Annotated in this window: 26 protein-coding genes; 11 read left to right on the top strand and 15 right to left on the bottom strand. The window is 53.3% G+C overall.

The window, feature by feature from the left end; translation table 11 throughout:
* Positions 1 to 122: 122 nt before the first annotated feature.
* The 4 genes from ACXI0A_RS21780 to ACXI0A_RS21765 all read left to right on the top strand — a co-directional run bounded on the left by ACXI0A_RS21780 (position 123) and on the right by ACXI0A_RS21765 (position 3,915).
* Entirely contained in the window at positions 123 to 773 is a 651-nt protein-coding gene (locus ACXI0A_RS21780; protein ID WP_476145923.1) for an ABC transporter permease subunit, read from the top strand.
* Position 774: 1 nt separating this feature from the next.
* Positions 775 to 1,542 (top strand): ATP-binding cassette domain-containing protein, encoded by a 768-nt coding sequence (locus ACXI0A_RS21775; RefSeq protein WP_476145925.1) that lies wholly within the window; start codon positions 775 to 777, stop codon positions 1,540 to 1,542.
* A 176-nt stretch (positions 1,543 to 1,718) separates the two neighbouring features.
* Positions 1,719 to 2,075, top strand: a complete 357-nt coding sequence (locus ACXI0A_RS21770) for a cupin domain-containing protein (RefSeq protein ID WP_476145927.1) — start codon at positions 1,719 to 1,721, stop codon at positions 2,073 to 2,075.
* A gap of 430 nt (positions 2,076 to 2,505) precedes the next feature.
* Entirely contained in the window at positions 2,506 to 3,915 is a 1,410-nt protein-coding gene (locus tag ACXI0A_RS21765; RefSeq protein WP_476145929.1) for an FAD-dependent oxidoreductase, read from the top strand.
* Positions 3,916 to 4,093: 178 nt separating this feature from the next.
* Here ACXI0A_RS21765 and ACXI0A_RS21760 read toward each other — a convergent pair whose 3' ends face one another.
* Complete coding sequence (locus ACXI0A_RS21760) at positions 4,094 to 5,221, bottom strand: acyltransferase family protein (RefSeq protein WP_476145931.1); 1,128 nt, start codon at positions 5,219 to 5,221, stop codon at positions 4,094 to 4,096.
* A 615-nt stretch (positions 5,222 to 5,836) separates the two neighbouring features.
* Between ACXI0A_RS21760 and ACXI0A_RS21755 the strand changes: the two genes are divergently transcribed.
* Positions 5,837 to 6,637 (top strand): SGNH/GDSL hydrolase family protein, encoded by an 801-nt coding sequence (locus ACXI0A_RS21755; RefSeq protein ID WP_476145933.1) that lies wholly within the window; start codon positions 5,837 to 5,839, stop codon positions 6,635 to 6,637.
* A gap of 106 nt (positions 6,638 to 6,743) precedes the next feature.
* On the opposite strand, the gene ACXI0A_RS21750 is transcribed toward ACXI0A_RS21755, so the two are convergent.
* The gene (locus ACXI0A_RS21750; RefSeq protein WP_476145935.1) at positions 6,744 to 7,211 is read right to left on the bottom strand and encodes an Lrp/AsnC ligand binding domain-containing protein; all 468 of its coding nucleotides are present in this window, start codon (positions 7,209 to 7,211) and stop codon (positions 6,744 to 6,746) included.
* Positions 7,212 to 7,371: 160 nt separating this feature from the next.
* Here ACXI0A_RS21750 and ACXI0A_RS21745 point away from each other — a divergent pair, with 160 nt between their 5' ends.
* The gene (locus ACXI0A_RS21745; protein ID WP_476145937.1) at positions 7,372 to 7,794 is read left to right on the top strand and encodes a DUF2000 family protein; all 423 of its coding nucleotides are present in this window, start codon (positions 7,372 to 7,374) and stop codon (positions 7,792 to 7,794) included.
* Here ACXI0A_RS21745 and ACXI0A_RS21740 read toward each other — a convergent pair.
* Positions 7,791 to 8,696, bottom strand: coding sequence for a cupin domain-containing protein (locus tag ACXI0A_RS21740; RefSeq protein ID WP_476145939.1), 906 nt, complete (start codon positions 8,694 to 8,696; stop codon positions 7,791 to 7,793). The genes ACXI0A_RS21745 and ACXI0A_RS21740 overlap by 4 nt on opposite strands.
* Positions 8,697 to 8,792: 96 nt before the next feature.
* Here ACXI0A_RS21740 and ACXI0A_RS21735 point away from each other — a divergent pair, with 96 nt between their 5' ends.
* Together ACXI0A_RS21735 and ACXI0A_RS21730 are read left to right on the top strand one after the other, a co-directional pair.
* Positions 8,793 to 9,539, top strand: coding sequence for an SDR family NAD(P)-dependent oxidoreductase (locus ACXI0A_RS21735; RefSeq protein ID WP_476145941.1), 747 nt, complete (start codon positions 8,793 to 8,795; stop codon positions 9,537 to 9,539).
* Positions 9,540 to 9,625: 86 nt separating this feature from the next.
* Positions 9,626 to 10,090, top strand: coding sequence for a GNAT family N-acetyltransferase (locus ACXI0A_RS21730; RefSeq protein ID WP_476145943.1), 465 nt, complete (start codon positions 9,626 to 9,628; stop codon positions 10,088 to 10,090).
* Here the strand turns inward: ACXI0A_RS21730 and ACXI0A_RS21725 are convergent.
* From ACXI0A_RS21725 to ACXI0A_RS21715, 3 genes are all read right to left on the bottom strand, one after another.
* Positions 10,062 to 10,505, bottom strand: coding sequence for an NUDIX domain-containing protein (locus ACXI0A_RS21725; protein ID WP_476145945.1), 444 nt, complete (start codon positions 10,503 to 10,505; stop codon positions 10,062 to 10,064). The genes ACXI0A_RS21730 and ACXI0A_RS21725 overlap by 29 nt on opposite strands.
* A gap of 45 nt (positions 10,506 to 10,550) precedes the next feature.
* Positions 10,551 to 11,057 (bottom strand): DUF1543 domain-containing protein, encoded by a 507-nt coding sequence (locus ACXI0A_RS21720; protein ID WP_476145947.1) that lies wholly within the window; start codon positions 11,055 to 11,057, stop codon positions 10,551 to 10,553.
* An 87-nt stretch (positions 11,058 to 11,144) separates the two neighbouring features.
* Positions 11,145 to 12,302 carry an MFS transporter gene (locus tag ACXI0A_RS21715; RefSeq protein WP_476145948.1) on the bottom strand — a complete coding sequence of 386 codons (1,158 nt, stop codon included), beginning with the start codon at positions 12,300 to 12,302 and terminating at the stop codon, positions 11,145 to 11,147.
* 98 nt (positions 12,303 to 12,400) lie between these two features.
* On the opposite strand from ACXI0A_RS21715, the gene ACXI0A_RS21710 reads away from it, so the two are divergent.
* Together ACXI0A_RS21710 and cybB are read left to right on the top strand one after the other, a co-directional pair.
* Positions 12,401 to 12,895 (top strand): MarR family transcriptional regulator, encoded by a 495-nt coding sequence (locus ACXI0A_RS21710; protein WP_476145950.1) that lies wholly within the window; start codon positions 12,401 to 12,403, stop codon positions 12,893 to 12,895.
* A gap of 92 nt (positions 12,896 to 12,987) precedes the next feature.
* Positions 12,988 to 13,527, top strand: coding sequence for a cytochrome b561 (cybB, locus tag ACXI0A_RS21705; RefSeq protein WP_476147128.1), 540 nt, complete (start codon positions 12,988 to 12,990; stop codon positions 13,525 to 13,527).
* Here the strand turns inward: cybB and ACXI0A_RS21700 are convergent.
* Positions 13,524 to 14,366: a helix-turn-helix domain-containing protein gene (locus ACXI0A_RS21700; RefSeq protein ID WP_476145951.1), complete on the bottom strand. Its 843-nt coding sequence runs from the start codon at positions 14,364 to 14,366 to the stop codon at positions 13,524 to 13,526. The genes cybB and ACXI0A_RS21700 overlap by 4 nt on opposite strands.
* A gap of 109 nt (positions 14,367 to 14,475) precedes the next feature.
* On the opposite strand from ACXI0A_RS21700, the gene ACXI0A_RS21695 reads away from it, so the two are divergent.
* Complete coding sequence (locus ACXI0A_RS21695) at positions 14,476 to 15,474, top strand: methyltransferase domain-containing protein (RefSeq protein ID WP_476145952.1); 999 nt, start codon at positions 14,476 to 14,478, stop codon at positions 15,472 to 15,474.
* Here ACXI0A_RS21695 and ACXI0A_RS21690 read toward each other — a convergent pair.
* The 8 genes from ACXI0A_RS21690 to ACXI0A_RS21655 form a co-directional block, all read right to left on the bottom strand.
* Complete coding sequence (locus ACXI0A_RS21690) at positions 15,458 to 15,811, bottom strand: MmcQ/YjbR family DNA-binding protein (RefSeq protein ID WP_476145954.1); 354 nt, start codon at positions 15,809 to 15,811, stop codon at positions 15,458 to 15,460. The genes ACXI0A_RS21695 and ACXI0A_RS21690 overlap by 17 nt on opposite strands.
* Positions 15,812 to 15,920: 109 nt before the next feature.
* The gene (locus ACXI0A_RS21685; RefSeq protein WP_476145955.1) at positions 15,921 to 17,861 is read right to left on the bottom strand and encodes a methyl-accepting chemotaxis protein; all 1,941 of its coding nucleotides are present in this window, start codon (positions 17,859 to 17,861) and stop codon (positions 15,921 to 15,923) included.
* A gap of 242 nt (positions 17,862 to 18,103) precedes the next feature.
* Complete coding sequence (locus tag ACXI0A_RS21680; RefSeq protein WP_476145957.1) at positions 18,104 to 18,571, bottom strand: heme-binding protein; 468 nt, start codon at positions 18,569 to 18,571, stop codon at positions 18,104 to 18,106.
* A 65-nt stretch (positions 18,572 to 18,636) separates the two neighbouring features.
* Positions 18,637 to 20,034, bottom strand: coding sequence for a c-type cytochrome (locus tag ACXI0A_RS21675; RefSeq protein ID WP_476145959.1), 1,398 nt, complete (start codon positions 20,032 to 20,034; stop codon positions 18,637 to 18,639).
* Positions 20,034 to 21,626 (bottom strand): FAD-dependent oxidoreductase, encoded by a 1,593-nt coding sequence (locus ACXI0A_RS21670; RefSeq protein WP_476145961.1) that lies wholly within the window; start codon positions 21,624 to 21,626, stop codon positions 20,034 to 20,036. The genes ACXI0A_RS21675 and ACXI0A_RS21670 overlap by 1 nt, the downstream gene beginning before the upstream one ends.
* A 21-nt stretch (positions 21,627 to 21,647) precedes the next feature.
* Positions 21,648 to 22,304 (bottom strand): sugar dehydrogenase complex small subunit, encoded by a 657-nt coding sequence (locus ACXI0A_RS21665; RefSeq protein ID WP_476145963.1) that lies wholly within the window; start codon positions 22,302 to 22,304, stop codon positions 21,648 to 21,650.
* Between the two features lie 2 nt (positions 22,305 to 22,306).
* Positions 22,307 to 22,783, bottom strand: coding sequence for a heme-binding protein (locus tag ACXI0A_RS21660; RefSeq protein WP_476145965.1), 477 nt, complete (start codon positions 22,781 to 22,783; stop codon positions 22,307 to 22,309).
* A gap of 39 nt (positions 22,784 to 22,822) precedes the next feature.
* Positions 22,823 to 23,221: a DoxX family membrane protein gene (locus ACXI0A_RS21655; protein ID WP_476145967.1), complete on the bottom strand. Its 399-nt coding sequence runs from the start codon at positions 23,219 to 23,221 to the stop codon at positions 22,823 to 22,825.
* Between the last annotated feature and the right edge of the window lie 352 nt (positions 23,222 to 23,573).

Here is a 23,573-nt window from a genome sequence, read left to right as displayed (position 1 = left end):
ATAAGTAAACGCTATCTCTAAATTATGGGTAATGATTGACAGAGATTTGCCAACAACGATATTCATTATAATGAAATAGTGACCTCACTTTTCCAGGTGACACAACGACGCAGGAGTACACGATGGACTGGAGCAACATCCACGTTTATCTGCCCTTTTTATTAAAAGGGGCTGAAATGACGATCTATATCACCATTTTGTCTCTGATTATCAGCACGCCATTAGGGTTAGTCTTAGCCGCAGCGAAGATGTGCCCGTGGAAAATTATTTCCTGGCCCATCGCCACCATTATTAACATTACGCGTGGCCTGCCGATGATTGTGGTGTTGTTTTATATCTACTTTGTCTTCCCGGATATTGGCATCACCCTCACCTCATTTCAGGCCAGTGTCATTGGTATAGCCTTTTGCTTTTCGACCTATATCGCTGAAATATTCCGAGCGGGCATCGAATCGGTGGATCGCGGGCAACTTGAAGCCGCGCGCTCGATGGGCATGAGTTATGGCAAAGCCATGCGCCGCGTGGTGCTGCCACAGGCGTTTCATGTTGCCTTGCCGCCGTTCAGCAATACGTTGGTGATGATGCTCAAGGACTCTGCACTGGCCTCAACCATCGCGGTCACTGAAATGACACGTCAGGGCCAACTTATTGCCGCCTCAACCTTTGATAACACCACGGTATACACGCTGGTGGCGCTGCTGTATCTGGTACTTTGCCTGCCGCTAATGGCACTCACTAAGAAGCTGGAAAAACGTCAGATAAAAGGGGCTTGAGATGATTGAAATTCATGAAGTACACAAAAAATTCGGCCCTATTGAGGTGCTGAAGGGCGTGAGTTTCAAGGTCAGCGAAGGCGAAGTGGTTTGCCTGATTGGCCCCTCGGGTTCAGGTAAATCGACCATACTGCGCTGCATCAACGGCCTTGAAACTTATGAAGGTGGCGATATCACCGTACTGGGCCAGCGCGTTAACAACGAGCACAAGAGCATTAACGATCTGCGCCGTCAGATTGGCATGGTATTCCAGCGCTTTAACCTCTTCCCGCATCGCAGCGTGCTGGAAAACGTGATGGAAGGTCCGATTCACGTCAACGGTGAACCCCGCAACGTGGCGGAAAAGCGCGCCAAAGATTTACTGGCGATGGTGGGTCTGGCCGAGAAAATCAACGCATGGCCGACCCAGTTATCCGGCGGTCAGCAACAGCGCGTGGCGATTGCCCGCACGCTGGCCCTGCAGCCCAAAGCGATTCTGTTTGATGAGCCCACTTCTGCGCTCGATCCCGAATTAGTGGGTGAAGTGCTGCAGGTTATGCGCAATCTCGCCCGTGAAGGGATGACCATGATCGTGGTAACGCATGAAATGCAGTTCGCCCGTGAGGTTGCCGATCGTGTCTGCTTCCTGCACAGCGGACAGATTGTGGAGCAAGGTCCTGCTGATAACCTCTTACTGCGACCGCAAGAAGCGCGCACGCAAGATTTCCTGCGCCGCGTGTTAGGGAATACCGTGGCGCAACCTTGTGCCTGTTGTCAGGCAGCCGGATAAGTAACGACAAAAGTTTCTGCCAAAGCCGCGCAAATAATCATGCAAATGTGTTATTTGCGCGGCGATAAGCATCCTCAGGTTTTACCGCAATCCCTTAATCTAAATTGAATTTTATCTCCAATGCATCTTGCCGTTGTGGCGGGTGCCGTTTGTCACCTATTACAGGAAAACCACTGATGAAAGTGCAGAAAATCGAACAGGCCGCCACAATTAAAGAGATGGAACCCTGGGGTAATGTTGAGGGCTTGCCGGGTAGCGAGAGCATTGCCTTGTCTGGCATCCAAAAAGTGATTCCGGGTAAAGAGGACATCGATACCGGTATTTTCGAGTGTGCAGTCGGTTCATATCGCCGCTCGGTTAAACAAGCTGAAATTATGCACTTCCTTAACGGCAGCGGCTCGTTTACGCCAGACGGTGAAGCGACCCTTAATTTCAAGCCGGGTGATTCTTTCTTTTTTGAAGCCAACACCGAAGGCACCTGGGTGATTGAAAGCACCATGCGTAAGCTTTACGTTATTTTCGATGCCAGTTAAGTTCAGTCAGGCGCATAACGAAGTGAATTAATCTCTTATTGATACATTCTCCCCTCAACTTCCATCTTTCGTAGAGCCAACTTTACCGCCTTCACAGCGGCGTTGGCTCTCTGCTTAATGCTCTCTTCTGACAGAAGATCCGTACGCCCCTCACTGCTGTGCCCCTTAAAGCTGAACAAGAAAAGCCCAATCACCCAAATCACATTTTTATCACCTACACAAAACAGGGTTGACATGGATTTTACAAATCGAAATAATCTGAATACATGATGTATACATGAAATATACTTAGAAACATAAGACACACATTTTTAAGCAATGCGTAACGTCGCTAACTGACCCGAATTCAGGCAGCGCAGGCAATTTTTAGAACATCTTATCTGCATCGAGGAGTCTTTTTTACATGGGTATTTCCAGAAGGAAATTGTTGGTGGGCACAGGAATCGGTGCCGGAGTCATTGCCGCGGGCGGTGGCGCAACGCTGCTGACGGACAATCTGCCGAACGATCCTGAGTCGTTACTGCGTATTGATGCGCTGCCTTCCGATGATCCAGCGCCGGGTTGGTTCCACACCAGTCAGAAGCGTATTCCTAAGCCCGCGCTGGTCGGTGATGCCAAAGCGCCATGGGTGGTGATCGGCGGCGGTTTTGCCGGTCTGGCGGCGGCGCGTCGTTTAGCGCTGAACTTCCCTAACGATCAGGTGATTCTGGTCGAGGCTCAGCAAGTTGGATTTGGTACGTCTGGACGTAATGCAGGCTTCCTGATCGACGTGCCGCACGACATCAGCGCACCGGATTATATCGGTGATAAAACTGTTGCCCGCAATATTCTCAATCTGAACCAGACCGGCCAGCGTATCCTGAAGGATCTGGTGGAAGAGCATAATATTACCGACGCGCATATGCGCCACTCCGGAAAGTATCAGGCGGCGGTTGAAGACAGCGGCATGGCGGTGCTGGATGCTTATCGTGGAGGACTTGAGGCTTTGGGTGAGAAGTGCAAAATCATCGAAGGCAGCGCGCTGAAAGATATTTTCGGCACCAGCTTCTATCGCAAAGCACTCTACACGCCGGGCACGATTCTGGTTCAGCCTTCAGGCCTGGTGAAAGGTCTGGCAGACAGCTTGCCGGAAAACGTCACGCTGTATGAAGACACCGCCATCACCGCGATTGAGTATGAACCGCAGATCGTCCTGCATCACGCCACCGGTCGCATCACTGCCGATAAGCTGATTCTGGGCAATAACGCCTTTGGTACCCATTTTGGTTTTGGTCCACGCACTATTTTCCCAATCTTCACTTACGGCAGCCTGACTCGTCCGCTGACCAAGTCCGAGCAGGACAGCATTGGGGGTGAGGATTTCTGGGGCATCATTCCAGCGGATCCGTTTGGCACCACGTCGCGTCGTACCCATGACAATCGCATCCTGATTCGTAACAGCTTCAGCTTCAACGAAGATGGACGCCACAAGCCGGGCTACACCGAGAAGTATCGCCAAACCCATCGCCAGTCCTTCGAACGTCGCTATCCAACCTTGAAAGATGTGCCTTTCGAGCACACCTGGGGCGGCGGTTTAGGTATGACGCGCAACGGTTCCAGCCTGTTTGGGGAACTGCGCAAGAATGTGTATGGCGCGCTGGGTTGTAATGGTCTCGGCACCGTACGCTGTACCGCCATGGGCACCATGCTGGCCGACTGGCTGGCCGGTAAACGCAACGATACGATTGATTACCTGCTGTCACTGCCGAAGCCAGAGTGGAATCCGCCGGATCCGTTCCTGACCATGGGCGTGAACTTCACGCTGCGCCGCGGCATGCATAACGCGGGGTTAGAGGCGTAATCGCTGATGACAGAGCGGCCAGATGGCCGCTCTCACAAATTCATAATCTATATGGATTGCCCTGAAGCAGAACCCGATTAGAGTGGAGCTAAATAATCCAGAGGCCATAGACTGAGTCGAGTGGAAATATATCCACCCGATCAGATAGATTAATGCTTACAGCGGCAATGATAAAACGTCACAGACGCGCCTCAATGGGAACAGGCATTTTCTTCGCTTTCGGTTTCAAACCGAAAAGCCATGATGCCAGTCGGGATCGCTTGATACACCAGTAGAACATTGCACTGACCACGATCCCTATTAAGCAATCCAGCAACACGTAGCTCACCGACAGATTCGCTGGCAACCAATCATCAATTAGCCATGCAGAAACCACCACCACCGGGTAGTGAAGCAAGTAGATGATCAGTGCAGAATCTACAATGGCGGTCAGTAGCCGATTCTCTTTAACCTGGATACGTTCGAAGGTAAACACCAGCCAGTAGGAGAGCATCACAGAAAGCACACTACCGACTAATACGGGCAGATATTTAAGGGCATTATCAACGTGATAATGCGCGACCACATAGAAACCAAACCAGACCAGCGCCATTAATGCACCGATAACCCAGCCATTCATTAGCTTACTGTTCGCATACCGTGAAATCTGTTCTCTATTAACATAGAGTGCATATCCTGCCGCGTAATAGACCAGAAAACGCGCAGTGATGGGCAGCAATTCGGCAAAATCACCGTGCTCTTTCACCAAAAACTTCAACATAAAGCCAACATTGCCTAATGCAATCAGCAGCGCCATCAAGACAGGCAGTGAAAGTCTGCCAAATTGTCGGGCTGACCAGTCATAGAATGCAATCGGAATCAGCAATGACATGATGGACAGGGAAATAAGAAACCACAGATGATGCATTACACCGTAGCTCTCTAAACACCCTTCCCACGTCAACATTTTATTATCAATCATTCCCCCAACCGCATACATAAGGGGGGGAATAAAGATATAGGCGGTTATCAGTGGAACCAACACACGCTTACGGCGATTGGTGATGAAAAATCGCTGGCCTTTGCGCAGTATGATCAAAGCTGAAAACATACCCGAGAGGAAGAAAAAGACTTCCATTCTGAAAGTATGAAACAGGCCAAGCAAAGCTGTAAATAACTCTGCCGGATCGCGATGCGCGGTGTAATACCAGCTATTTTCACCCGGTAAACTTCGTGAAGCATGAAGTAAGACACCCTCTATAATCAGACCAGCACGCAGCAGATCCAGCCCAATATTACGACTGGATAAAAATGAATGGGTTTTCACATCTCATACCTTTGAAATGAGTTATTAACTTAGATTTAATAGCGGTTGAATCCTAACACCGGTTAATTCTGATTACATGCTTTGCAATAGATATTAGGATTATCGCCATTGATTTCAAAAATCAATAAAATCACGACATTAATGGACGTGCCTGATTTATAAAATAAAAAATAATGGAGATTGAATGTATTTCTCGCTTGGCTTTGATTCACTAAAGCCTCTTAAGTTTCACATTTTCAATATGTTATCCACCATCTGCTCGAAAATTAAACTTTATGATGGCTGAAGGTTACCTCATGATTATATAAAAGTAACGTTAAGTTACTGTAAGCATCTGAGTTTTGAAAATAAGGCACCGTGCAAGCCAATGACTCCAAACCAAGCATAACATTATGATTAATAACAATTAGCTTAAAAAGTGAGATTCATTGATTAAGAATCCGCCTAATTTCATCCCGTCAGTATTGTTTTCAGATTGTTACCTTGCATGCATGCCTGCTAAAGTGCGAAAAAAAAGCGAACAAGCACGTTTTCCCGAGAATTCATTCATGCCCTGCATGGGTCGTAACGATGGGAAGAAGCTCACGCACTTACCTTTACAGGCAATGGAACCGCATGCTCAAACCTTATAAGGTCGTCAGCGCAATCATATTTTACGCTTTGGCACTCTACAATGTTGCAATAGCCAACACGCTTCCTGGCGGAACGCCTTTTATTATCGAAGCCTATGGCGGCTCCAGCACCCAGGGTGCAATGGCGGTGCGTGAAAATGGCAAAGTGCATGCGATTTTCATCAAAGATAACGAGATCGGCTTGTTAAACAATATGCTGACGGCAAAGTATGGTGAAGGGATCCAAATCACTAATAAAGGCGTATCTTCATCGCAGGCAATTGAGCTGCTCAATGCGAAATATTTCTACAAAAAAAATAAAACCTGGCGTGAAGAGATGAAAGCATCCCCGGCAAAAATCATCCTGTTAAACTTCGCGACTAATGATGCACGACATTTTCATTTTAACGATATCGCTGCAGATTACCGGGTCAGCCCACAAAGATATAATGAGGTAATGACTCAACTCATTAACATCGCGCGTGAAGAAGGCAAAGAGGTTGTTTTACAGGAGCCTCATCCTATTTGTGGTCGAGCGGAGAAATGGGGTATTGCACCATATGTCGCGCAACTTGATGCCTTATCACGCAGTCAGTCGGTGCCATTAGTTCGACAATACAAAAGAATTCTGGCAATAAAAGACTGGCAATCATTGCTGTCTCCCGATTGCATTCATCCTTCCAGGCAGCTTTATCGTATGAAGGCTGAAGAAACGTTTAACGTATTGGTCAATCACTTTGACAATCAACTAGCGGGGGCAGGTCAATCTGGCAGAAAAGATGTCGAGCAAACCGTTCAGCGCTAATTTTCTGCCATGCACATCACCGCGACAATCAATAACGCCAGCCTCGGGAAAAGCGCAAGACAGGGGGTTTCGCGTTTGCTTTATTACCTATTTGCCTATCAGCTGTTCATCGCGATTGTAAAGGCAACCCCGTCATCCCTTTCACTTCCTTCAACACAAACATACTCTGCATCTCTTTAATACCCGGCAGTCGCCGAATCACCGACATGGCAAATTCCGCATAAGCATCCATATCCGCCGACACCACCTGCAGTAGGAAGTCCGCATCGCCGCCAATGCTGTAGCAAGAGACCACATTTTCCAGCGCGGTGACTTCAGCTTCAAATTTACGCGCTTCAGCTTCGCTATGGCTGTCGATGGTGACACGCACAAACACCATCACATTAAGGCCAATCTTTCTACGATTGAGCACGGCGCGATAGCCCTGAATGACCTCATCCTCTTCCAGTTTGCGCACCTTGCGCCAGGTGGGCGATGCCGACAACCCAATCGCATCAGCAAGATCCTGATTCGTCACGCGCGCATCCTGCTGCAAATGTTCCAGTATTTGGATATCTGTCTTGCTCAAACTCATTACTGGTTAATCCTTTCTATTGATAGCGTTAAACAGGAAAATTCATCCTTAATTCATGCTTTTTTCAATGAACTCCGCAAGCACTTTTCTTACTGCCTGCCGCATAATTTTTTACCTCAGCCACCCTATCCTCATCTCTCAATCGCTTACGGAGTTTTAGATGCAATTCGATCCTCACCAACATCGCTGCACACTCATCATCGACAACCAGTTGCCAACCGGACTGGCTCTAAATGCAGCCAGCGTTATTGGTATCAGCTTTGGCAAGCTGATAGATAATATCGTCGGCCCGGATCTGCAGAGTGAGGATGGATTCAACTATCCCGGTGTGATTTATGCTCCTTTGCCAGTGCTGCTGGCGGAAGGTGGCTATCTACGTGAACTGCAACAGGCCAGCAACGCGGACTCTGAAATTTTCGCCATGCCGTTCAGTGCGCTGGCGCAGTCCTGCAAAACTTACGAGGAGTACGGAGAGCGTATCGCGACGGCCAGCAGTGACCATATTGAACTGGTCGCCATCGGCCTGATTGGCCCCAAAAAGAAAATTACTCGTCTGACAGGCAATCTTAAATTGTTCCGCTAACCCTCCTGCCCAGCAGCAAACCATGCGGGTGGTTGCCCCACATAACGGGTGAAGGCCACGCTAAACGCACTGGCGGAACGATAGCCGACGCGTTCGGCCACATCCGCCACCGCCATGTTTTTGCCGCGCAGCAAATTTTTGGCCAGCGCCATGCGCCAGGTGAGCAGATATTCCATCGGCGCCACGCCCACGGCTGCGCGGAAACGCACGAAGAAGGCCGAGCGGGATAAAGCGGAAGCTTTGGCTAACTGCGCCACGGTCCAGGGATGCGCAGGGTTGGCGTGAATGTCACGCATGGCCGCCGCCAGGCGTTCATCGATTAATCCGCGCATCACGCCAGGACAGGCATTGCAGACTGGCATTGAACGGAGTGCTTCAATCAGCAGCAACTCCAGCAAACGTTCCAATACCACATAACGCGCAGGGCGCTGCGCACGACACTCATCCATCACCAGTTGTACCAGCGTGGTCAGCCGCGACTCACCGCGAATATGAATAAATTGGGGTAGCAGCGAGACGATCAATCCCGCATCGGGCGCACCAAACTGGCAATAGCCAATCAGCGTTTGCACTTCGGCAGGCTGCTGCTGATCGCCAATCCAGAATTCACCGGGGCTAAGCATTTCGGGTAATGTTTCAGGCGCATCGTCTTCTGGTGGCTCGGCGCTGCTCATGCAGAACTCCCACGCCGCCGGGATCAGGATAAAATCGCCCTGCTCAAGCGGGATGGGTTCATGCCCTTTCATCTTCAACTGACTGCGTCCAGCCAGTACCAGGCAGTAAAACGGCTGTCCGGTTTCACTGCGATTGACGCGCCAGCGGCCATTAGCGCGTGCGCGTTTGGAAAAGGCCGCCTGAGGTTGCAGCAACGCCACTATCTCAGCAAGGGGATCGATCATCATGGACTCCTGCGAATGATATATGGACTTTGCATTGTAGTGAGTCCATCTCACTGACTCTATAGTGAGCATCTACCCAATGCAATGCAGGAGTGAAAGATGAAAACGATCCTTATCACCGGCTGTTCTTCCGGCTTTGGTCACGCCACCGCGCTCTATTTTCTTGAACGCGGCTGGAAGGTGATTGCTACCATGCGTCACCCTCGCCCGGAGCTGTTCCCGGCTTCGGACAATTTGCGTCTGTTGCCGCTCGACGTCTCTAATGCCGAAAGCATCAGTCAGGCAATCACTGACGCAGGCGAAATCGACGTGCTGGTGAATAACGCCGGTATTGGCGTACTGACGTCACTGGAGGGCATGCCGATGTCTACGGTACGTGAGGTGTTTGAGACTAACACGCTTGGCACCATCGCCATGACGCAGGCGGTGCTGCCTCAGTTCCGCGCCAAACGCGGCGGCACGGTGATCAACGTGACCTCCACCGTGACGATGAAATCCTTGCCTCTGCTGGCGGTGTATACCGGCAGCAAAGCCGCAGTGAATGCGTTCACTGAGTCGCTGGCACTGGAGCTACAGCCGTTTAACGTCACCGTGCGGCTGGTGTTGCCAGGAATGGCACCCACCACTGACTTCGGCAAAAACGCCATGCCGCGCATGGAACAAACCTTCCTCGAAGCCTATCACCCCATGTTGGATGGCATAATGGCGGGCATGCACCAACCGCAGCCCACCACCAAAGCCGAAGATGTCGCCGCCGCAATATGGCAAGCCGCAACGGATCCCAACGCACCGATGCGTATTCCTGCCGGGGAAGATGCAGTGGCGCTGGCAAACCAGACCGCGTAAGCATAAAAACCAGGCGAATAGCCTGGTTCATTATTGGGTTAGCGGTTATGTTATTTGACTCACCTATTAGCCTTTAAGAATGATGGATGCAGATTCACTGTCTGGCTCAGATGCCACATTTCTATGATGAAGTTACTGACATGCTGCATCGCGAATGGTCCAAGCTGCCTAACTGGCATGACCGCGATGTGATCCGCCAGCGGCTGCAATCACGCAATGCCGCTGATGCCCAAACAATGACGCTGTTTGCCTCTACTCGCGAAGGCGGGTTGATGGCCACCGCCAGCATCATTCATTACGAATTGAGTGATATCCCCGAGCGTGAATTTTGGCTGGGTGAAGTGATCACTGCTAGCGAACATCGCGGTAAAGGGTTGGCCAGTGCATTAGTGACCCGCCTGATTGCCGAAGCGCGAGCAAAATCGATCCCCGAACTTTGGCTGTATACACCTGATCAACAGGCCTTGTATCGCCGCTTTGGCTGGCAGGATGTTGAGCAACGCGATATCGCTAATGAAATGGTTACGGTGATGAAATTGGTCCTTCTGTAACCTGTGCGAGCTGTTGCAGTGCCGCGAGGCCATCACGAGCAATCCATGTGCGCAGCGGCGCGAACAGCGGCTGCGGCAAGGCTTCTGGTGCAAACCACTGCCAGCCTTCGCATTTATTGGGCTCCATCAACTGCGGTTCACCCTGAGGATGATGTGCCACCAGCAGCAAGGTGATGTAGTGCTTATTGGTCTCGGGGAAAACATCACTGGTGAATGCGCCGTTTTGCAATTCGGCCAGAGTTAATCCTGTTTCTTCGAGCACTTCACGTCGTGCACAGTCATCCGGCGATTCGCCAAATTCCAGATGTCCGCCAGGTGCTGACCAATCCCCTGCACCGTGGCTGCCTTTACGGCGGCCCAGCAGCAGTTTTCCTTCTCGGAAAATCAAAACGCCGACTCCGACCTGTGGTGACATAAAACTCCCTGTGTTTAGCGGGCGCCAACACTGGCGCCCAGACTTTTACTCGACACCAATCGGCTGATAACCCTGCCATTCTGGACGGAAGGGCTCGCCATCGCTGTCCGGTGTTAAATGAATATAGAGGTCACCAACCTTTTCCAGCAGCAGGCAATCATCCACATCTTTCAGATTATCTTTGTGCTGATGATCTGTTCCGGGCAACAGGTTAGCAAGTCCTTTGGCTTTCGCTTCCTTAACGTCTTTGGCAACGAAAAGATCAAAAGCATGCAACTCAGCCAAAGTGGAAGGATGGTACGCACCGGCATTCACAAAGAATAGTTTTTCACTGCCTGTTGTAGGCTTATCAGACAGAGACACTCGATAGCCATCAGCCCAGGTCACGCGCGCATAGCCATCGACATGGATTTTATCCGCATCACCAAACCAGGCTTCACGCAATGCAGGCCAGGCATCTTCGGGCTTTTCTGCAGCAACGAATTGAATATCATGCACTTCGATGTTGGATTTTCCGGCATTACCGCCTACGTAAAAGATAAATAGGTTCACGTGGTCATTTCCTTTTGATGGACATAGAAGAGTCTGGTGGGGGTTATAAAACAAGATATATATCGATTCAACCGTTTCATACCGTCATCATCCCTGCGTGAGGTGAGGTTTAAAACGCAATGCCATCACCATTAAAACCACCACCCCGACGCTCATGATGGCCCATGCCGTATCCAGCGAGTCGGCACGATCGCGGACGATGCCGGCCATCAAGGGCATCAGCGCGGCCAGCAAATAACCGCCGCCTTGCACAAAAGATAACAGTCCCGCCGCCTCTTCCGGAGAATGCGCATGGTCGAGCGTTACGATCAGTGAAAGCGGAAACAGCGCACCAATTCCCAATCCGAGCAGCACAGTGGATAACCAGGCCATCGTACCGCTCAGCCACATCAGGCTGATTAATCCCAGCAGCAGGGAGGTCAGCACCAGCAGCAGCGGAAGACGGCGGTCACGGAAGCGATGGATCAACCCGGACACGATAAATCCCGCCACTACTTCAGTTAACGTCAGCGCACCGAGCACATAGCCGCTTTGCTGCGGCGTCCAGCCATGCTGCATGTAAAACGGCGGCAACCAGGCCAGCACCAGCGTGTATGCACCCGTGCCAATCCCAAAAAAAACCATGAGTAACCAGGTACGGCCCGTTCGAGCAGTTTTAGTACGCTGAGCTTGAGCAGCAGGAACGCTGCCGCGCAACGTGATCAGCCACAGCAGTACCGCAACAATCGCGGGAACAACAGGTAGTGCGAGTGCCATGCCCAACCCCTGCGCATCCGCCAACGGCGCGGCGGTCGCGGCGGCAACAGCCGCACCGGCCATTATTCCGGTGGTGAACAGTGCCATTAACGTGCCTGCCTGTGCGGCAAAATGGCGTTTAATCAGTGCAGGCATCAAGGCCTGAATTAAGCCTATGCCGATACCCGCCACCAGCGCACTAGCAATCAGCACTTCGGCGGATGGGACGACGCCTCGCACCAGGCATGCTAACGCCAGGAGAATCAGACCTGCAGCGATGCCGCGAATCTCCCCGATAAAACGCAGTAACCAGGGCCCCGCCAGTGCCGAGATTCCCATCATCACGACCGGCAAGGTGGTGAGTAAACTGAGTTGCGTGGCGTTAAGGTGAGATTCGCGTTGCAGAAGCGGAAACAACGGCCCGATGGCGGCCATGATCGGTCGTAAATTCAGTGCGATGATGAAAACCAGTAAGGCAAACATGCCTAAAGCAGGTAAGGTACGATTCACTTTGCATCTCCATGTGCGTCAAAAGTATCTTAACGTTAAGATACTTTGCGATACTTCGATAGAGGGATGCGCACAAAGCAACAAATCCGAGGGGATAAATGAGCGATCACGTTGATTTTGTTATCGAGCAGTGGGCCAACGCGATGCCGGAATTAGACGCCTCATCCATGGCGATATTTGGCCGCATGCTGCGCATCATGAAACATCTGACCAAAGCGCGCGCGGATGCACTGGCCCCGTTTCATTTTCGCGATGGGGAATTTGATGTCCTCGCTACGCTGCGCCGTGCGGGTCCGCCCTATTGCCTGTCACCCACGCAGTTGTACAAATCGCTGCTGATTACTTCTGGCGCAATGACAAATCGGCTTAACCGCCTTGAGGAAGTCGGATCAATCCAGCGCGTAGCCGATCCTGACGATAAACGCAGCATGCTGGTGGCTTTAACCGAAGCCGGACGCGAAAAGATCGAGCAAGCCCTGCTGGTTCACACTCAGACCCAACGCGATCTGCTGGCAACGCTGAATGACGATCAGCAACAGCAGTTACAGGTATTGCTCAGTCTTTTAATGCAAACCACTGAAGCCCAGCGGTAGAAATTTCGTTGTGGGATGTGTCAAATTATGAATTAATTCAGCCTATTTTCCGCTATGTTAGCGCTTCTGCTACGCCTTTTACGGATTGAATGATGAGCACCAAATACGCCCCCTCGCAGATTTTTCTCCACTGGCTGACTTTTTTGCTGGTCGTCACGGCCTATTGCACCATGGAGTTTCGCGGCTTAGCGACGCGCGGATCCTGGCAGGGCTTTGCCATGATCATTGGTCATTTCAGCGCAGGGAGTTGTGTGCTGGTGCTGATGCTTTCACGTGTCATTCTGCGCTTTCGTCATCGAAGCCCGACGATTGTACCGAAACCGCCACACTGGCAAACCGGCCTCGCGCACCTGATGCATCTGGCGATCTATCTATTCTTTATCGTGCTGCCGATCCTTGGCATTTTGTCGCGCTTCTATATGGGCCGCACCTGGTGGATTTTCGGTATTCCGATGCCGGTGAGCGGCGATCCTGATCCTGATTTCGCTGACAGCATTGCGGACTGGCATGAAACACTTGCCCCTTACGGCTATTGGCTGATTGGTATCCATGCCGTCGCGGCCCTGGCGCATCATTACCTCTTTAAAGACAACACATTGCTGCGCATGATGCCATCGCGTCGTCCGCGTTAGTCCTGCTTTCTGCGCCCGGTAATCGCACTGGCCGGGCGCCCAAAATAGCGTTGAAACGCCACGCTGAAATTGCGCGGATGTTGATACCCCACCTGCCATGCTGCCTGCGCCACCTGAAATCCCTGATCCAGCAAGCGATGCGCGTGCTCCATGCGCATCTGCAACAGCATCGCACCCGGCGTGCAGTGAAAATGCTGCTGGAACCCTCTTTTCAACTGGTAGTCACTTAATCCTGCCGCCAGCGCCAGCGCACTCAGCGAGAAAGCATCAGCCAGATGATCGCGCATCCAGTCGCGTGCCTGTTCCAACCTTTCAACCATTTGAGGATGCAGCTTGTGCTGAGTCTCCGTGGGTTGAAGCTGATGGCGATGCAAAGCGAGCAGGCTGAGCGCCTGAATTTCCAGTAGCAACGGATCCTCGTGTAACTGGCTGAGTTGCGCAGCAGTGGCATGGCCGAAACGGCTAAAGAGGTGGCGCTTAAGCTGAGGCTGTAACAATCCTTCTGCAACCTGCTCACCAAAATAGTGGATTACACACGCGGCACTGAGTATCAGGCGCACTTGCTGCACCCGTTCGCCCGCGCGATACAGGCGCTCACCCTGGCTGGACTGAAAACTGGTGACGGTCAGATGCCCGGCGTTGAATGCAATCTCACGTCCGTTGCTTTCCCGAAAGCGGGATTCGCCCTGCAGACCAAAGGTCAGCACCAGCTGTGGCTGCTCGTTAATGGGTTGCGAAGATTCACAAAGCGTCTGAACGGGCCAGTAATCGGATTGCACCATGCGCATCTCTCGTGACAGTTGGTGCTGGCGCACACGCATTTCCCCCGGTTTTTGCATCCTTTCTCCTCACGCAGAGTTAAATCACCGTCTCGCAGACAAATGAGAATAAATTGCATTTGCGCGAAAGGCTAGTCTGATGTTCACGTTACCTGCTCAGGACATTTCCATGCATTCACCACTTCCTACCCTCGATCATCTGCTGGCTCAGCAGGCCCTTAACGGCGCTGTGACGTTGGCATTTGAACATCGCTTATTTGATTTTCTGGCGTTACCTGCCACGGCTGCGCAAGTCGCCCAACACTACGACTGGCAACCACAGCAGGCTTATCATCTGTTACGTCTGTTATGGAGTACGGAATTACTGTCGCATGAAGCTGACTGCTTTGTACTGGCGCCGAATGTACATACCTGGCTGTGTCACGGCAGTCGCCGCTATATTGGTGACGCCTGGCGCTATCGTCATCAGGTGTTACAGCAGTTTGCTCAACGTTTGCCACAACTGCTTAAGCTGGCCGAACCCGGCTGGCAGGATCCCTTGCAAATCGATACTGCCTGGGCGGATGCCGCCCTGCACCAAATTGCTCAGGAGCAGCGTGCGTTGAGCGCGGACACCGCCTGCGCTATCGCGGATACTTTGGCTGATTTTCAGCGTCCAGCTCTGCTACTGGATATGGGCGGCGGACCGGGATTGATTAGCATTGCATTAGCCCAACGCTTTCCACAGCTTTCAGCCATCGTGTTTGATTTGCCTCAAACCGCCACCGTCGCGCAGCGCAATATCGAAAAAGCGGGCCTGAGCGATCGTTGTTGCGCACTGACGACATTTCCTGAAGAGCGTCAGGTGGACATCATCTGGAGTTCATCGTTTCTATACTTTATGGCGGACAGACAGGCAACGTTGCGCGAGTGGTTTACGCGTCTAAAGCCTGGCGGATTGCTGATCAGCGCCCATGCTGAAGTTCCTCAGAACCAGGTGGAAGCACGCCAGGTGCTGCCCTTCTTCACCCCGCTAATGATGCGAGGTTACAACGTCACGGATGAAGGGGTGTTGTGTGATGAATTGCGACAGGCAGGTTTTGCTATTGAGCGCGTCCAGCGGATGCAACCGTTCCCCATGTCGCCGCTCGATGTCATCCTGGCGCGAAAACCTAAAACGTTAAGCTAAAGCTGTCATCCAGCAGGGCAATAATCTCGCTATCCGGCAAGCCGTTTTCCAGCGTCAGGCTAATCCAGTGCTCTTTGTTCATGTGATAAGCCGGATAAACGCCGTGCTGCTGGCGCAGGGAGCCGGTCAGTTCGGGACGGGTTTTGATATTCATCACCTGAACCACCGGGCCTGCGTCCAATCCGAGTTTATGGCTCTCCAGCGGAAACACCAACGCGAACCATTTACGGTGGCGCGGATGCCGTAGCACCGCGTATTCGCTGTGTTTTTTCCACGGATAGTCAGGTTCTATTTGGTAAGTTTGGCTGATGTGGTCGAACAGTTGCTGGCGATTCATGAGGGTTCCCGATGTGTGGAAGTCATTGTCGGCCATGAGCAAATAGCACAAGGCCGCGCCCTACGTTATAAGGCGCGGCCCGCTGTGACAAGGTCTTCAACTCAGATGATTAACTCAACTGAAAACGTCCCACCGTTTGCGCCAGTTGTGCGGCCTGATCTTCCAGCGAACTGGCCGCCGCCGACATCTGTTGTACCAGCGCGGCGTTCTGCTGCGTGGTGCCGTCCATTTCATTTACCGCGATGGTGACCTGACTGATACCACGTGCCTGCTCATCGGATGCCACCACAATTTCACCGATGATGGTGCGCACAGAGTTCACCGCCTGCGTCATCTCCTGCATGGTTTTCCCGGCGTCCTGCACCAGCTGAACACCACTGCCGACACGCTGGCTCGACTCCTCAATCAGCGCCGCAATCTCTTTCACGGCGTTAGCACTGCGCTGCGCCAGATTACGCACCTCCGAAGCCACCACCGCAAAGCCACGCCCCTGCTCACCGGCACGCGCGGCTTCGACTGCGGCATTAAGCGCCAGAATGTTGGTCTGGAAGGCGATGCTATTAATGATGGCAGTGATATCACCAATCTTCTTCGCACTGTCATCGATCTGCGCCATGGTCTGCACCACCTCACCCACCAGCGCTTCACCCCGACCGGCGATCTGAGTAGCGTTCTCCGTTAACTCCGTTGCCTGATGGGCATTGGTGGCGTTGTGTTTCACCGTGGCGGTGATCTGCTCCATGCTGGCGGCGGTTTGCTCCAGTGCGGCCGCCTGCTGTTCGGTGCGAGAGGCCAGATTGAGGTTGCCGCTGGCAATTTCACCGGCACCCTGACGAACAGAGGAACTGGCATCCTGAATTTGCCCGACAATCTCACGCAGCTGGTTTTGCATGGTATGCAGCGCATAGAACAGGCTGCTGTTATCGCGCCCTTTCAGTGTGATGACGTTATCCAGCTTGCCATCCGCCACTGCCAGGGCAATGGTCGCGGCTTCCAGCGGCTCGCCACCGATCGGCTTCAGCACTTTACGACTGAATAACAGGCCCAGCAGTGTACAGACGACCAGAATGCTGATGATCATCAGGATCACGGCGTTGACCAGTTGACGATGGGCCGCCGCCATCACTTTGCTCACTGGCGCAACCACGCCGAGATACCATTTCTGATCGCTGTTGCCGATCACGATGGGCTGCCAGGTGACCAGCGCATCTTCACCCAGCATCGCGTCATGCTGCTCTAGCACTGACGTGCTGTAATTGTGCGTGTCGCCCTTCCACGGCTTACTGGTCTGGTTTTTGTCCGGATAGGACACCACATTGCCCGCGCTGGACAGCAGCATGGCATAACCCGTGCCGTCCCATGGTTTGATTTTATTCACCTTCTCCTGGAGCGATGCCAGAGAAATATCTGAGGTCACAACGCCCCACAATTTCCCCTGACTGACAATCGGCGCAGCCACTGACGTTAACAGCGTGGGGACGCCGTTGTAGGCATAGCTATAAGGTTCAATTAATGTGTCTTTTTGACTTTTCTGCGGCAGCAGATAGTAATCGCCCTGACCCGGCGTGAAAATCGAGGTCAGCGGGTGCATTTTGAAACTGCCTGACTGATCGCGATCGACGAAGAAGGCATAACGGCCCTTCGGTGCAGCACCCGGCTGGCTGGCAAATTCGGCGTCCCGTCCGTCGAAGGCGTTTTCTTCAAAGACGACTGAAATCGACAGATAGTCGGGATTATCGCGCAGTGCTGACTCCATCACTTTGTCGGCGACTTTACGATCCAGGATCCCAGCGGCTGGCAGCGCTATGAGGCTGTGGCCGAGGTTATGCGCCACGTCTCGTGCATAGCTTAGCTCCTGCTGGATTTGCAGCGCCTGAGTTTGCGCAATCTGCTGCAGATAGTTTTCAGCCAGTGATTTTTGTTCGTTACTGGACTGCCAGCTCAACACGCCGATGGTGACTGCAAAGCCGAGGGTAATGGTTAAGGCACCCGTCAGCAGCATCTGCGTGCGGGTGCTCATTGTTTTCTTAGGTGATGCGTGTTTGGCCATTATGGCGCTCCTGGAGTTGACACTTTTTCGGTTAAAAATGAACCACTCCCTGTGCAACTACATCCCTTCTGAAGAGACTATCGGCGCGCGGTGCAGGAACTTGATGGGCGGGCAGGTCGGAGGAGAGCTTGATGAGATCGGGATTAGCTGGGTTTAGTGTTATACGGGCGCCCCTCAGGCCGCCCGCCGGTGCATCAGGGTGCACCTCGACATCATGAATATCCAGGTAACGACCAGTGTCGTTATTTAAAACTCTCGCTTGCTGCTTTTGCGATGGCGATCTCATTCGGGTTAGCAGAACCGCTGACGCCCACCGCACCAACGGTGTTGTTCTGCCACACCACCGGTGAACCGCCACCGAGCGGGATGACGCCCGGCAAGGTCGCAATCGCCGGTTCTTTACCGTTAGCGCGATCCATATATTTGTCTGTTGGCGTGCGATACAACGCGGCCGCACGACCTTTCAGAATCGAGGAGTCGATACAGCCGACGGGCGCATTGTCCATACGGTTAAACGCCAGCAGCTGGCCCGACTGATCCAATACCGCAATACAGACGTTGGCGTTCAGCGCGTGCGCTTTTTCCTGCGCGGCAGCGATCAGCTTCTGCGCATCAGATTGCGAAAGAATGGTTTGCGTCAGGGTGGCGTGCGCGGCAGCAGAACCAAACAGCGCGGCGCTCAACAGCGCAAGGGATAAAGCCTTTTTCATTGAAGTCACTCCTTAAAGGGTCATACCGTTATGAAAACGGGCGACGTCAACGCCGCCCGTAAAAGTTATTTCCGGCGGCGCAGGAAAAGGATCAGCGCCACCACCATCACCAGCAGCGCAACGACGCCACCAATGATGCTTAACGCATGCGCGTATCGCACCAGCCAGCTGCCGCTTTCGCCTTTCAGCGTTTGCTCAACATCAGCTGGCGTAATCGCATGCTGCGGGTTGCCGAAGTTGGTGGAGACGTAATCCGCTACTTTGGCCAGTTCGGCCTGACTAAACTGCGTGCGAAATTCCGGCATAAAGGCGTGATCGGTGCCGGTCTGGCGATCCACCCCTTCCGCAATCGTCATGATCAGGTTGGCGGGATCGTCCGACAGCACCGCAGAAGATCCCACCAGCGAGGGATAGAAACGCTGCGTATCGTGAGTTCCGCGTCCATCACTGGCGTGGCAGGTGGCACAGGCGCCGTTGTAAAGTTGCGCCCCGCTCATCGCGTCGCCAGAGACATAATCCGTGATCTCATTTTTCATGCCGGTTTCGATGGCCGACAGCGGTGTAGCCTGCGGTGCTACCGAAGGCACTTTACGATCCGCGCCGCCAATCGCAGGCACCTGCTTCAGGTAGTGCGCCATCGCTTCCAGATCGCTTTGCTGCATTTTCGAGAACGAGTTCTGCACCGCTGTGCCCATCTCACCCGCGGCAATCGCTTTACCGTGCAGCGCGCCGGTGCGCAGATAGGTGACAATCTCCGCTTCACTCCAGTCACCGATGCCCGCCTGTGCATCTGGCGTGATATTCGGTGCTGTCCAGCTACCAACCTTGCCGCCCGACAGGAAGCGATCGCCCTGTTCCGCCATCATGCCGTTTCGCGGGGTATGGCAGGTGGAACAGTGCGCCAGCGTGCGTACCAGATACTCGCCGCGTTCTGCACTGCCTGCGGCCGCATCGCTACCCGGCACTGCCTTGCTATCGAGGAACAGCAGATTCCACATCGCCATCACCGGTCGGAAAGAGAACGGGAACGGCAGATCGGTTTCAGGCGCCGGGTGATCGTCGGCTGGCACGCCGAGCATCAGATAGGAATAAAGCGCGTGGATATCTTCGTCTGACAGCCCGGCAAACGAGGTGTAAGGCATCGCGGGATAGAGGTAATGATTGCCCGGCGCCTTGCCTTTACGCATCACATCGGTGAAATCCGCCAGGCTATAGTTGCCGATCCCGGCGGTTTTCGAAGGCGTGATGTTGGATCCATAAATCATCCCCATCGGTGACTGAATCGCGTAACCGCCCGAGAAAGGTTTGCCGCTGTGCGGGTCGCGATGGCAGGCCGAGCAGTCACCGGCGGTGGCCAGATATTCACCCCGCTTGACCAGATCCGGCGAGGCATCCTGCGCCTGCACAGCACCGGCCAGCAGCAGACTGGCCGCGGCCAGATGCAACATTGGTTTGCGCATCATCAGATCTCCCTCGCGATGGTATCGGCCATGCGCAACGCCAGAGCGATGCCCGTCAACGTAGGGTTCACCGTGGCAGAGGTGGGCATCACGCCGGTGGTGGCGAGGAACAGATTGGGATGATCCCAGCTGCGGCAGTGCGCATCGACCACCGAATCACGCGGGTTATCGCCCATGATGGTGGTGCCCATGATGTGATACTGATTGCGCCAGCCGGTCGGAGCTTCAATCACTTCACCGTTAAAGGCCTGCAGGAAGTTAGCGAAGTCCTTGTACGCCTGGGGGCGCATACCACGCACGTAATCATCAAGATGGTAATTGACGTTGAGCATCGGCAGGCCAATCGAATCTTTGCGATCGTAATTTGGCGTCACGCGGTTAGTGGGACTTGGCAGCGTTTCACTCATGGTACTGATGTTCATGATGCGCGAGGCGCGGTCGCGAATAGCATCATCCAGCGCTTGCCCCATCATGCCCTGTTTCAGCAGCGGCACGGTGACATCGACATTGGGCACCAGGTTACGCAGTGAATAACGAATGGCCGAGTGCTGTGCGCGGCTGGCTTCATCACGGCGATTGGCAATAGTGCCGTGCTGCACGGATCCACGTCCGGTCCACAGCGGTTCATCAGCGAGGAACGTCAGGCTCAAACCGGTGTGATCCATCAGGTTACGACCGACCTGATCGGAACTGTTGGCCACATCATTCATCAGCAGCAGCTTTGGCGTTTCCAGCCCATGCGCGGCGATGATAAAAGTTTTGGCGGTGAGGCGCGTGTCTTTGCCATCGGGCTGACGATAATGCAGCGCGACGATCTTGTTACCCGCGCCTTTCTCCAGCTTCCAGGCCACGCATTCGGTCCGCAGCTGCACGCCCAGCGCAACGGCTTTATCGACGTGCATATCGCCGGAGTACATTGCGCCAATCGGGCAGATCGGTTCGCAGTTGTTGTTACCTGCGCAAGCCGGGCGGCCATCATAAGGGCGTGACACACGGGCGTGCGGCTCATGAATCACCTGATAACCCATCGGGCCCAGCTTTGACTGCATGCGCTGCACCATATAGGGTTTGGCTTCCGGCGGCAGCGGATACTCTGCTGAACGTGGTGGATAGTGACCGCGCCCTTGCCCACTTTGGTCTTCATCCGCGGTGCCAACGACGCCGACTTCGCGCTCGGCTTTGACATACCACGGCTCCAGCTCGCTGTACTCCATCGGCCAGTCACGGCCAACGCCGTAGACGCTTTTTAGCTTGAAGTCGTTGGGTAACAAGCGCCAGCAGGCAGATGCCCAGTGACGCGTACTGCCGCCCGCTACGCGTAAGTAACTGGTGACATACTCAAAATCTTCATCCCCTTTGGCATCGATATAACCTTCGGTGTAAGAGTTCGGTGCCCACGGCAGATTCGGATACGGCGCGCACCAGTTACGTTTACTGGCACCGTTTCGGTAGTTTTCCACCACTTTCCAGCGTGGAATATAAGGCCCTGCTTCCAGCATAATCACCGATTTGCCCGCTTTCGCCAGCTGATAAGCGGCGTTGGCGCCCAGCGCACCGGAGCCGACGATCACTACGTCGGCATCAAATTCACTCATGATGTACCTGCTCGATTCTTGTTATAGGTTGTTGTGCTGCGCCAGCATCGCCTCGGCTTCCACGAGGGTTTTGGCTTTGCCCTGCACCATCAGTAACCAGGGTGCGTCAGGCTGTTTAATCTGCTTTGCGGCGACGGGCGATTGATCGCCCCATTCGCGGATCAAGGTGGACATTGGTGGTGCGGTTACGCCCGGTGGCACTTCGGCCCAGTAATCACCGCCCGCTCGGGCATAGCTCGGGCGAATGGTGTGATCACGCGTCGGCTCATACATCAGCGCCGACAAGAAGGTGACGAAGTGCGCGTCATCCACCGCTTTGGTCGTAGACGGATGACCGGTATAGCCGAGATACCACGGCGAGATAATCGTCAGCGCGGTCTTCACATCCGCATTATCCAGCTGCGCGACGATCTGCTCACGATCTTCGCTGTGCAGCGCGTTGAGACGGGTCATCAGTCGCGCCAGTTGTGCCGGGAATTGCGAGTCCTGTTCACACAGCAGCGTCCATAACCGTTCGGTGATACCGATATCGAGGCCACGGCGTCCGGTTAACAGTTCACTGGCGCGCAGCAGCAGCGCCTGAGAGGCGTCAGCAGGTGCGGCCAACAATGGTTGCAACGGGATAGAAACGATGACCGGGGTGGCCATCATCAGTTGTAAAAAACGTCTCCTTTCCATGGCTAACCTGCTTTCAACGCCGACAGCGCGCCCTGCGCCGCTTCAGCATCCACGTTGCCGTCTGGCGTGCTGACACCAATGGCACCGACCACCACGCCGCTCACTTTCACCGGCTCACCGCCTGGCAGCGGCACCACTACCGGGTTACCCAGCATGCCAACATTTCCGGCAGCGATTTTCTGCTGGAAGCTGGAAGTGGGCACACCAAAAGCAGCCGCCGAGTGTGCTTTCTTCGGCGCGAGTTCGCTGTTTGCCAGCGTTGCTCCATCCAGACGCTCATAGGCGATCAGCTGACCAAAAGGATCGACCACCGCAATTGCGCCGCCGATGTGATGGCTACCAATAATCTGCTCGGCTTTTTCCACCAGCTGTTGCGCCTGGTGATGGGTTAATACAGCGACCTGGTTAACGGGTTCGGCGGCTTGCGCGGCGGCACAGAAAAGTCCGCCGCACAGCAGCAATGTCGGGAGTTTTTTCATGGGTGTTGTCCTGAATAATGAATCGTTTAGAGAGAAAAATCAGTGGCGTGCGAGACGTTGCTGAATCAGATGATCGAGGCTCCATTTACCGCCGCCGTTCAGATACAGCATCAGGAAACCGGCAGCGCAGGAGATATTTTTTAACCACACCATCAGGTGTGCGTGGCTGTATCCCTGATAGAACAGGAATCCCGCCAGAACCGAGAACACCGCCATGAAAATGGCCGTGAATCGCGTCAGAAAACCAAAGGCAATGGCCAGACCGCCGCCCACTTCCAGCAGAATCACCAGCGGCAGGAAAAAGGCGGGAACACCGTTGTCGGCCATGGTTTGCAGGTTGTCTGCGTAGTGCGTGATTTTGTCGAGACCGGAAGTGAAGAACAGGCCCACCGCCATGACGCGGCCGAGCACAGCGAAGAGATCTTTTGAGTGAGACATGATGTAACCGTTCTATTATCTAGTTGTTAATGAACCAAACGGTACACTCTATAACTTTAGTTACATTTATCATTTCGTGCGGCTAAAAAACGTTCGATGCATGAGTTGTGCAACTTTGCGGCGCACTTTGCTCAAAACAACGACGATAAAATAATTGATGAGTATCAGGGTGCTGAAGGATGTTTTTGAAGTGGATCACACTATTGATGTGGTCTTTAACCTGCTGATGTCTGGCTGCTGCGCTCCGCTAACTCTACGTTTTTAACGATTTTTTAAGTAAAAATCCTAAAGCGTAAAGCAGAACACAATCCCAGCAATGTGCGATCTGTTTGTTAACAAAATTCCAACGTTA

The organism is Pantoea sp. C1E2 (assembly GCF_056491465.1).
Note: the sequence above shows the minus strand (reverse complement) of the source record. Positions and strands in the feature narration are given on the sequence as shown.

Bases quoted from the DNA above. Each gene is read 5' to 3' on its own strand.
- ACXI0A_RS21775 (WP_476145925.1), top strand. From the start codon at position 775: ATGATTGAAATTCATGAAGTACACAAAAAATTCGGCCCTATTGAGGTG.
- ACXI0A_RS21655 (WP_476145967.1), bottom strand. From the start codon at position 23,221: ATGTCTCACTCAAAAGATCTCTTCGCTGTGCTCGGCCGCGTCATGGCG.
- ACXI0A_RS21735 (WP_476145941.1), top strand. From the start codon at position 8,793: ATGAAAACGATCCTTATCACCGGCTGTTCTTCCGGCTTTGGTCACGCC.
- ACXI0A_RS21675 (WP_476145959.1), bottom strand. From the start codon at position 20,034: ATGATGCGCAAACCAATGTTGCATCTGGCCGCGGCCAGTCTGCTGCTG.
- ACXI0A_RS21680 (WP_476145957.1), bottom strand. From the start codon at position 18,571: ATGAAAAAGGCTTTATCCCTTGCGCTGTTGAGCGCCGCGCTGTTTGGT.
- ACXI0A_RS21660 (WP_476145965.1), bottom strand. From the start codon at position 22,783: ATGAAAAAACTCCCGACATTGCTGCTGTGCGGCGGACTTTTCTGTGCC.
- ACXI0A_RS21755 (WP_476145933.1), top strand. From the start codon at position 5,837: ATGCTCAAACCTTATAAGGTCGTCAGCGCAATCATATTTTACGCTTTG.
- cybB (WP_476147128.1), top strand. From the start codon at position 12,988: ATGAGCACCAAATACGCCCCCTCGCAGATTTTTCTCCACTGGCTGACT.
- ACXI0A_RS21670 (WP_476145961.1), bottom strand. From the start codon at position 21,626: ATGAGTGAATTTGATGCCGACGTAGTGATCGTCGGCTCCGGTGCGCTG.
- ACXI0A_RS21685 (WP_476145955.1), bottom strand. From the start codon at position 17,861: ATGGCCAAACACGCATCACCTAAGAAAACAATGAGCACCCGCACGCAG.
- ACXI0A_RS21745 (WP_476145937.1), top strand. From the start codon at position 7,372: ATGCAATTCGATCCTCACCAACATCGCTGCACACTCATCATCGACAAC.
- ACXI0A_RS21725 (WP_476145945.1), bottom strand. From the start codon at position 10,505: ATGTCACCACAGGTCGGAGTCGGCGTTTTGATTTTCCGAGAAGGAAAA.
- ACXI0A_RS21780 (WP_476145923.1), top strand. From the start codon at position 123: ATGGACTGGAGCAACATCCACGTTTATCTGCCCTTTTTATTAAAAGGG.
- ACXI0A_RS21695 (WP_476145952.1), top strand. From the start codon at position 14,476: ATGCATTCACCACTTCCTACCCTCGATCATCTGCTGGCTCAGCAGGCC.
- ACXI0A_RS21665 (WP_476145963.1), bottom strand. From the start codon at position 22,304: ATGGAAAGGAGACGTTTTTTACAACTGATGATGGCCACCCCGGTCATC.
- ACXI0A_RS21750 (WP_476145935.1), bottom strand. From the start codon at position 7,211: ATGAGTTTGAGCAAGACAGATATCCAAATACTGGAACATTTGCAGCAG.
- ACXI0A_RS21710 (WP_476145950.1), top strand. From the start codon at position 12,401: ATGAGCGATCACGTTGATTTTGTTATCGAGCAGTGGGCCAACGCGATG.
- ACXI0A_RS21690 (WP_476145954.1), bottom strand. From the start codon at position 15,811: ATGAATCGCCAGCAACTGTTCGACCACATCAGCCAAACTTACCAAATA.
- ACXI0A_RS21740 (WP_476145939.1), bottom strand. From the start codon at position 8,696: ATGATGATCGATCCCCTTGCTGAGATAGTGGCGTTGCTGCAACCTCAG.
- ACXI0A_RS21700 (WP_476145951.1), bottom strand. From the start codon at position 14,366: ATGCAAAAACCGGGGGAAATGCGTGTGCGCCAGCACCAACTGTCACGA.
- ACXI0A_RS21730 (WP_476145943.1), top strand. From the start codon at position 9,626: ATGCAGATTCACTGTCTGGCTCAGATGCCACATTTCTATGATGAAGTT.
- ACXI0A_RS21770 (WP_476145927.1), top strand. From the start codon at position 1,719: ATGAAAGTGCAGAAAATCGAACAGGCCGCCACAATTAAAGAGATGGAA.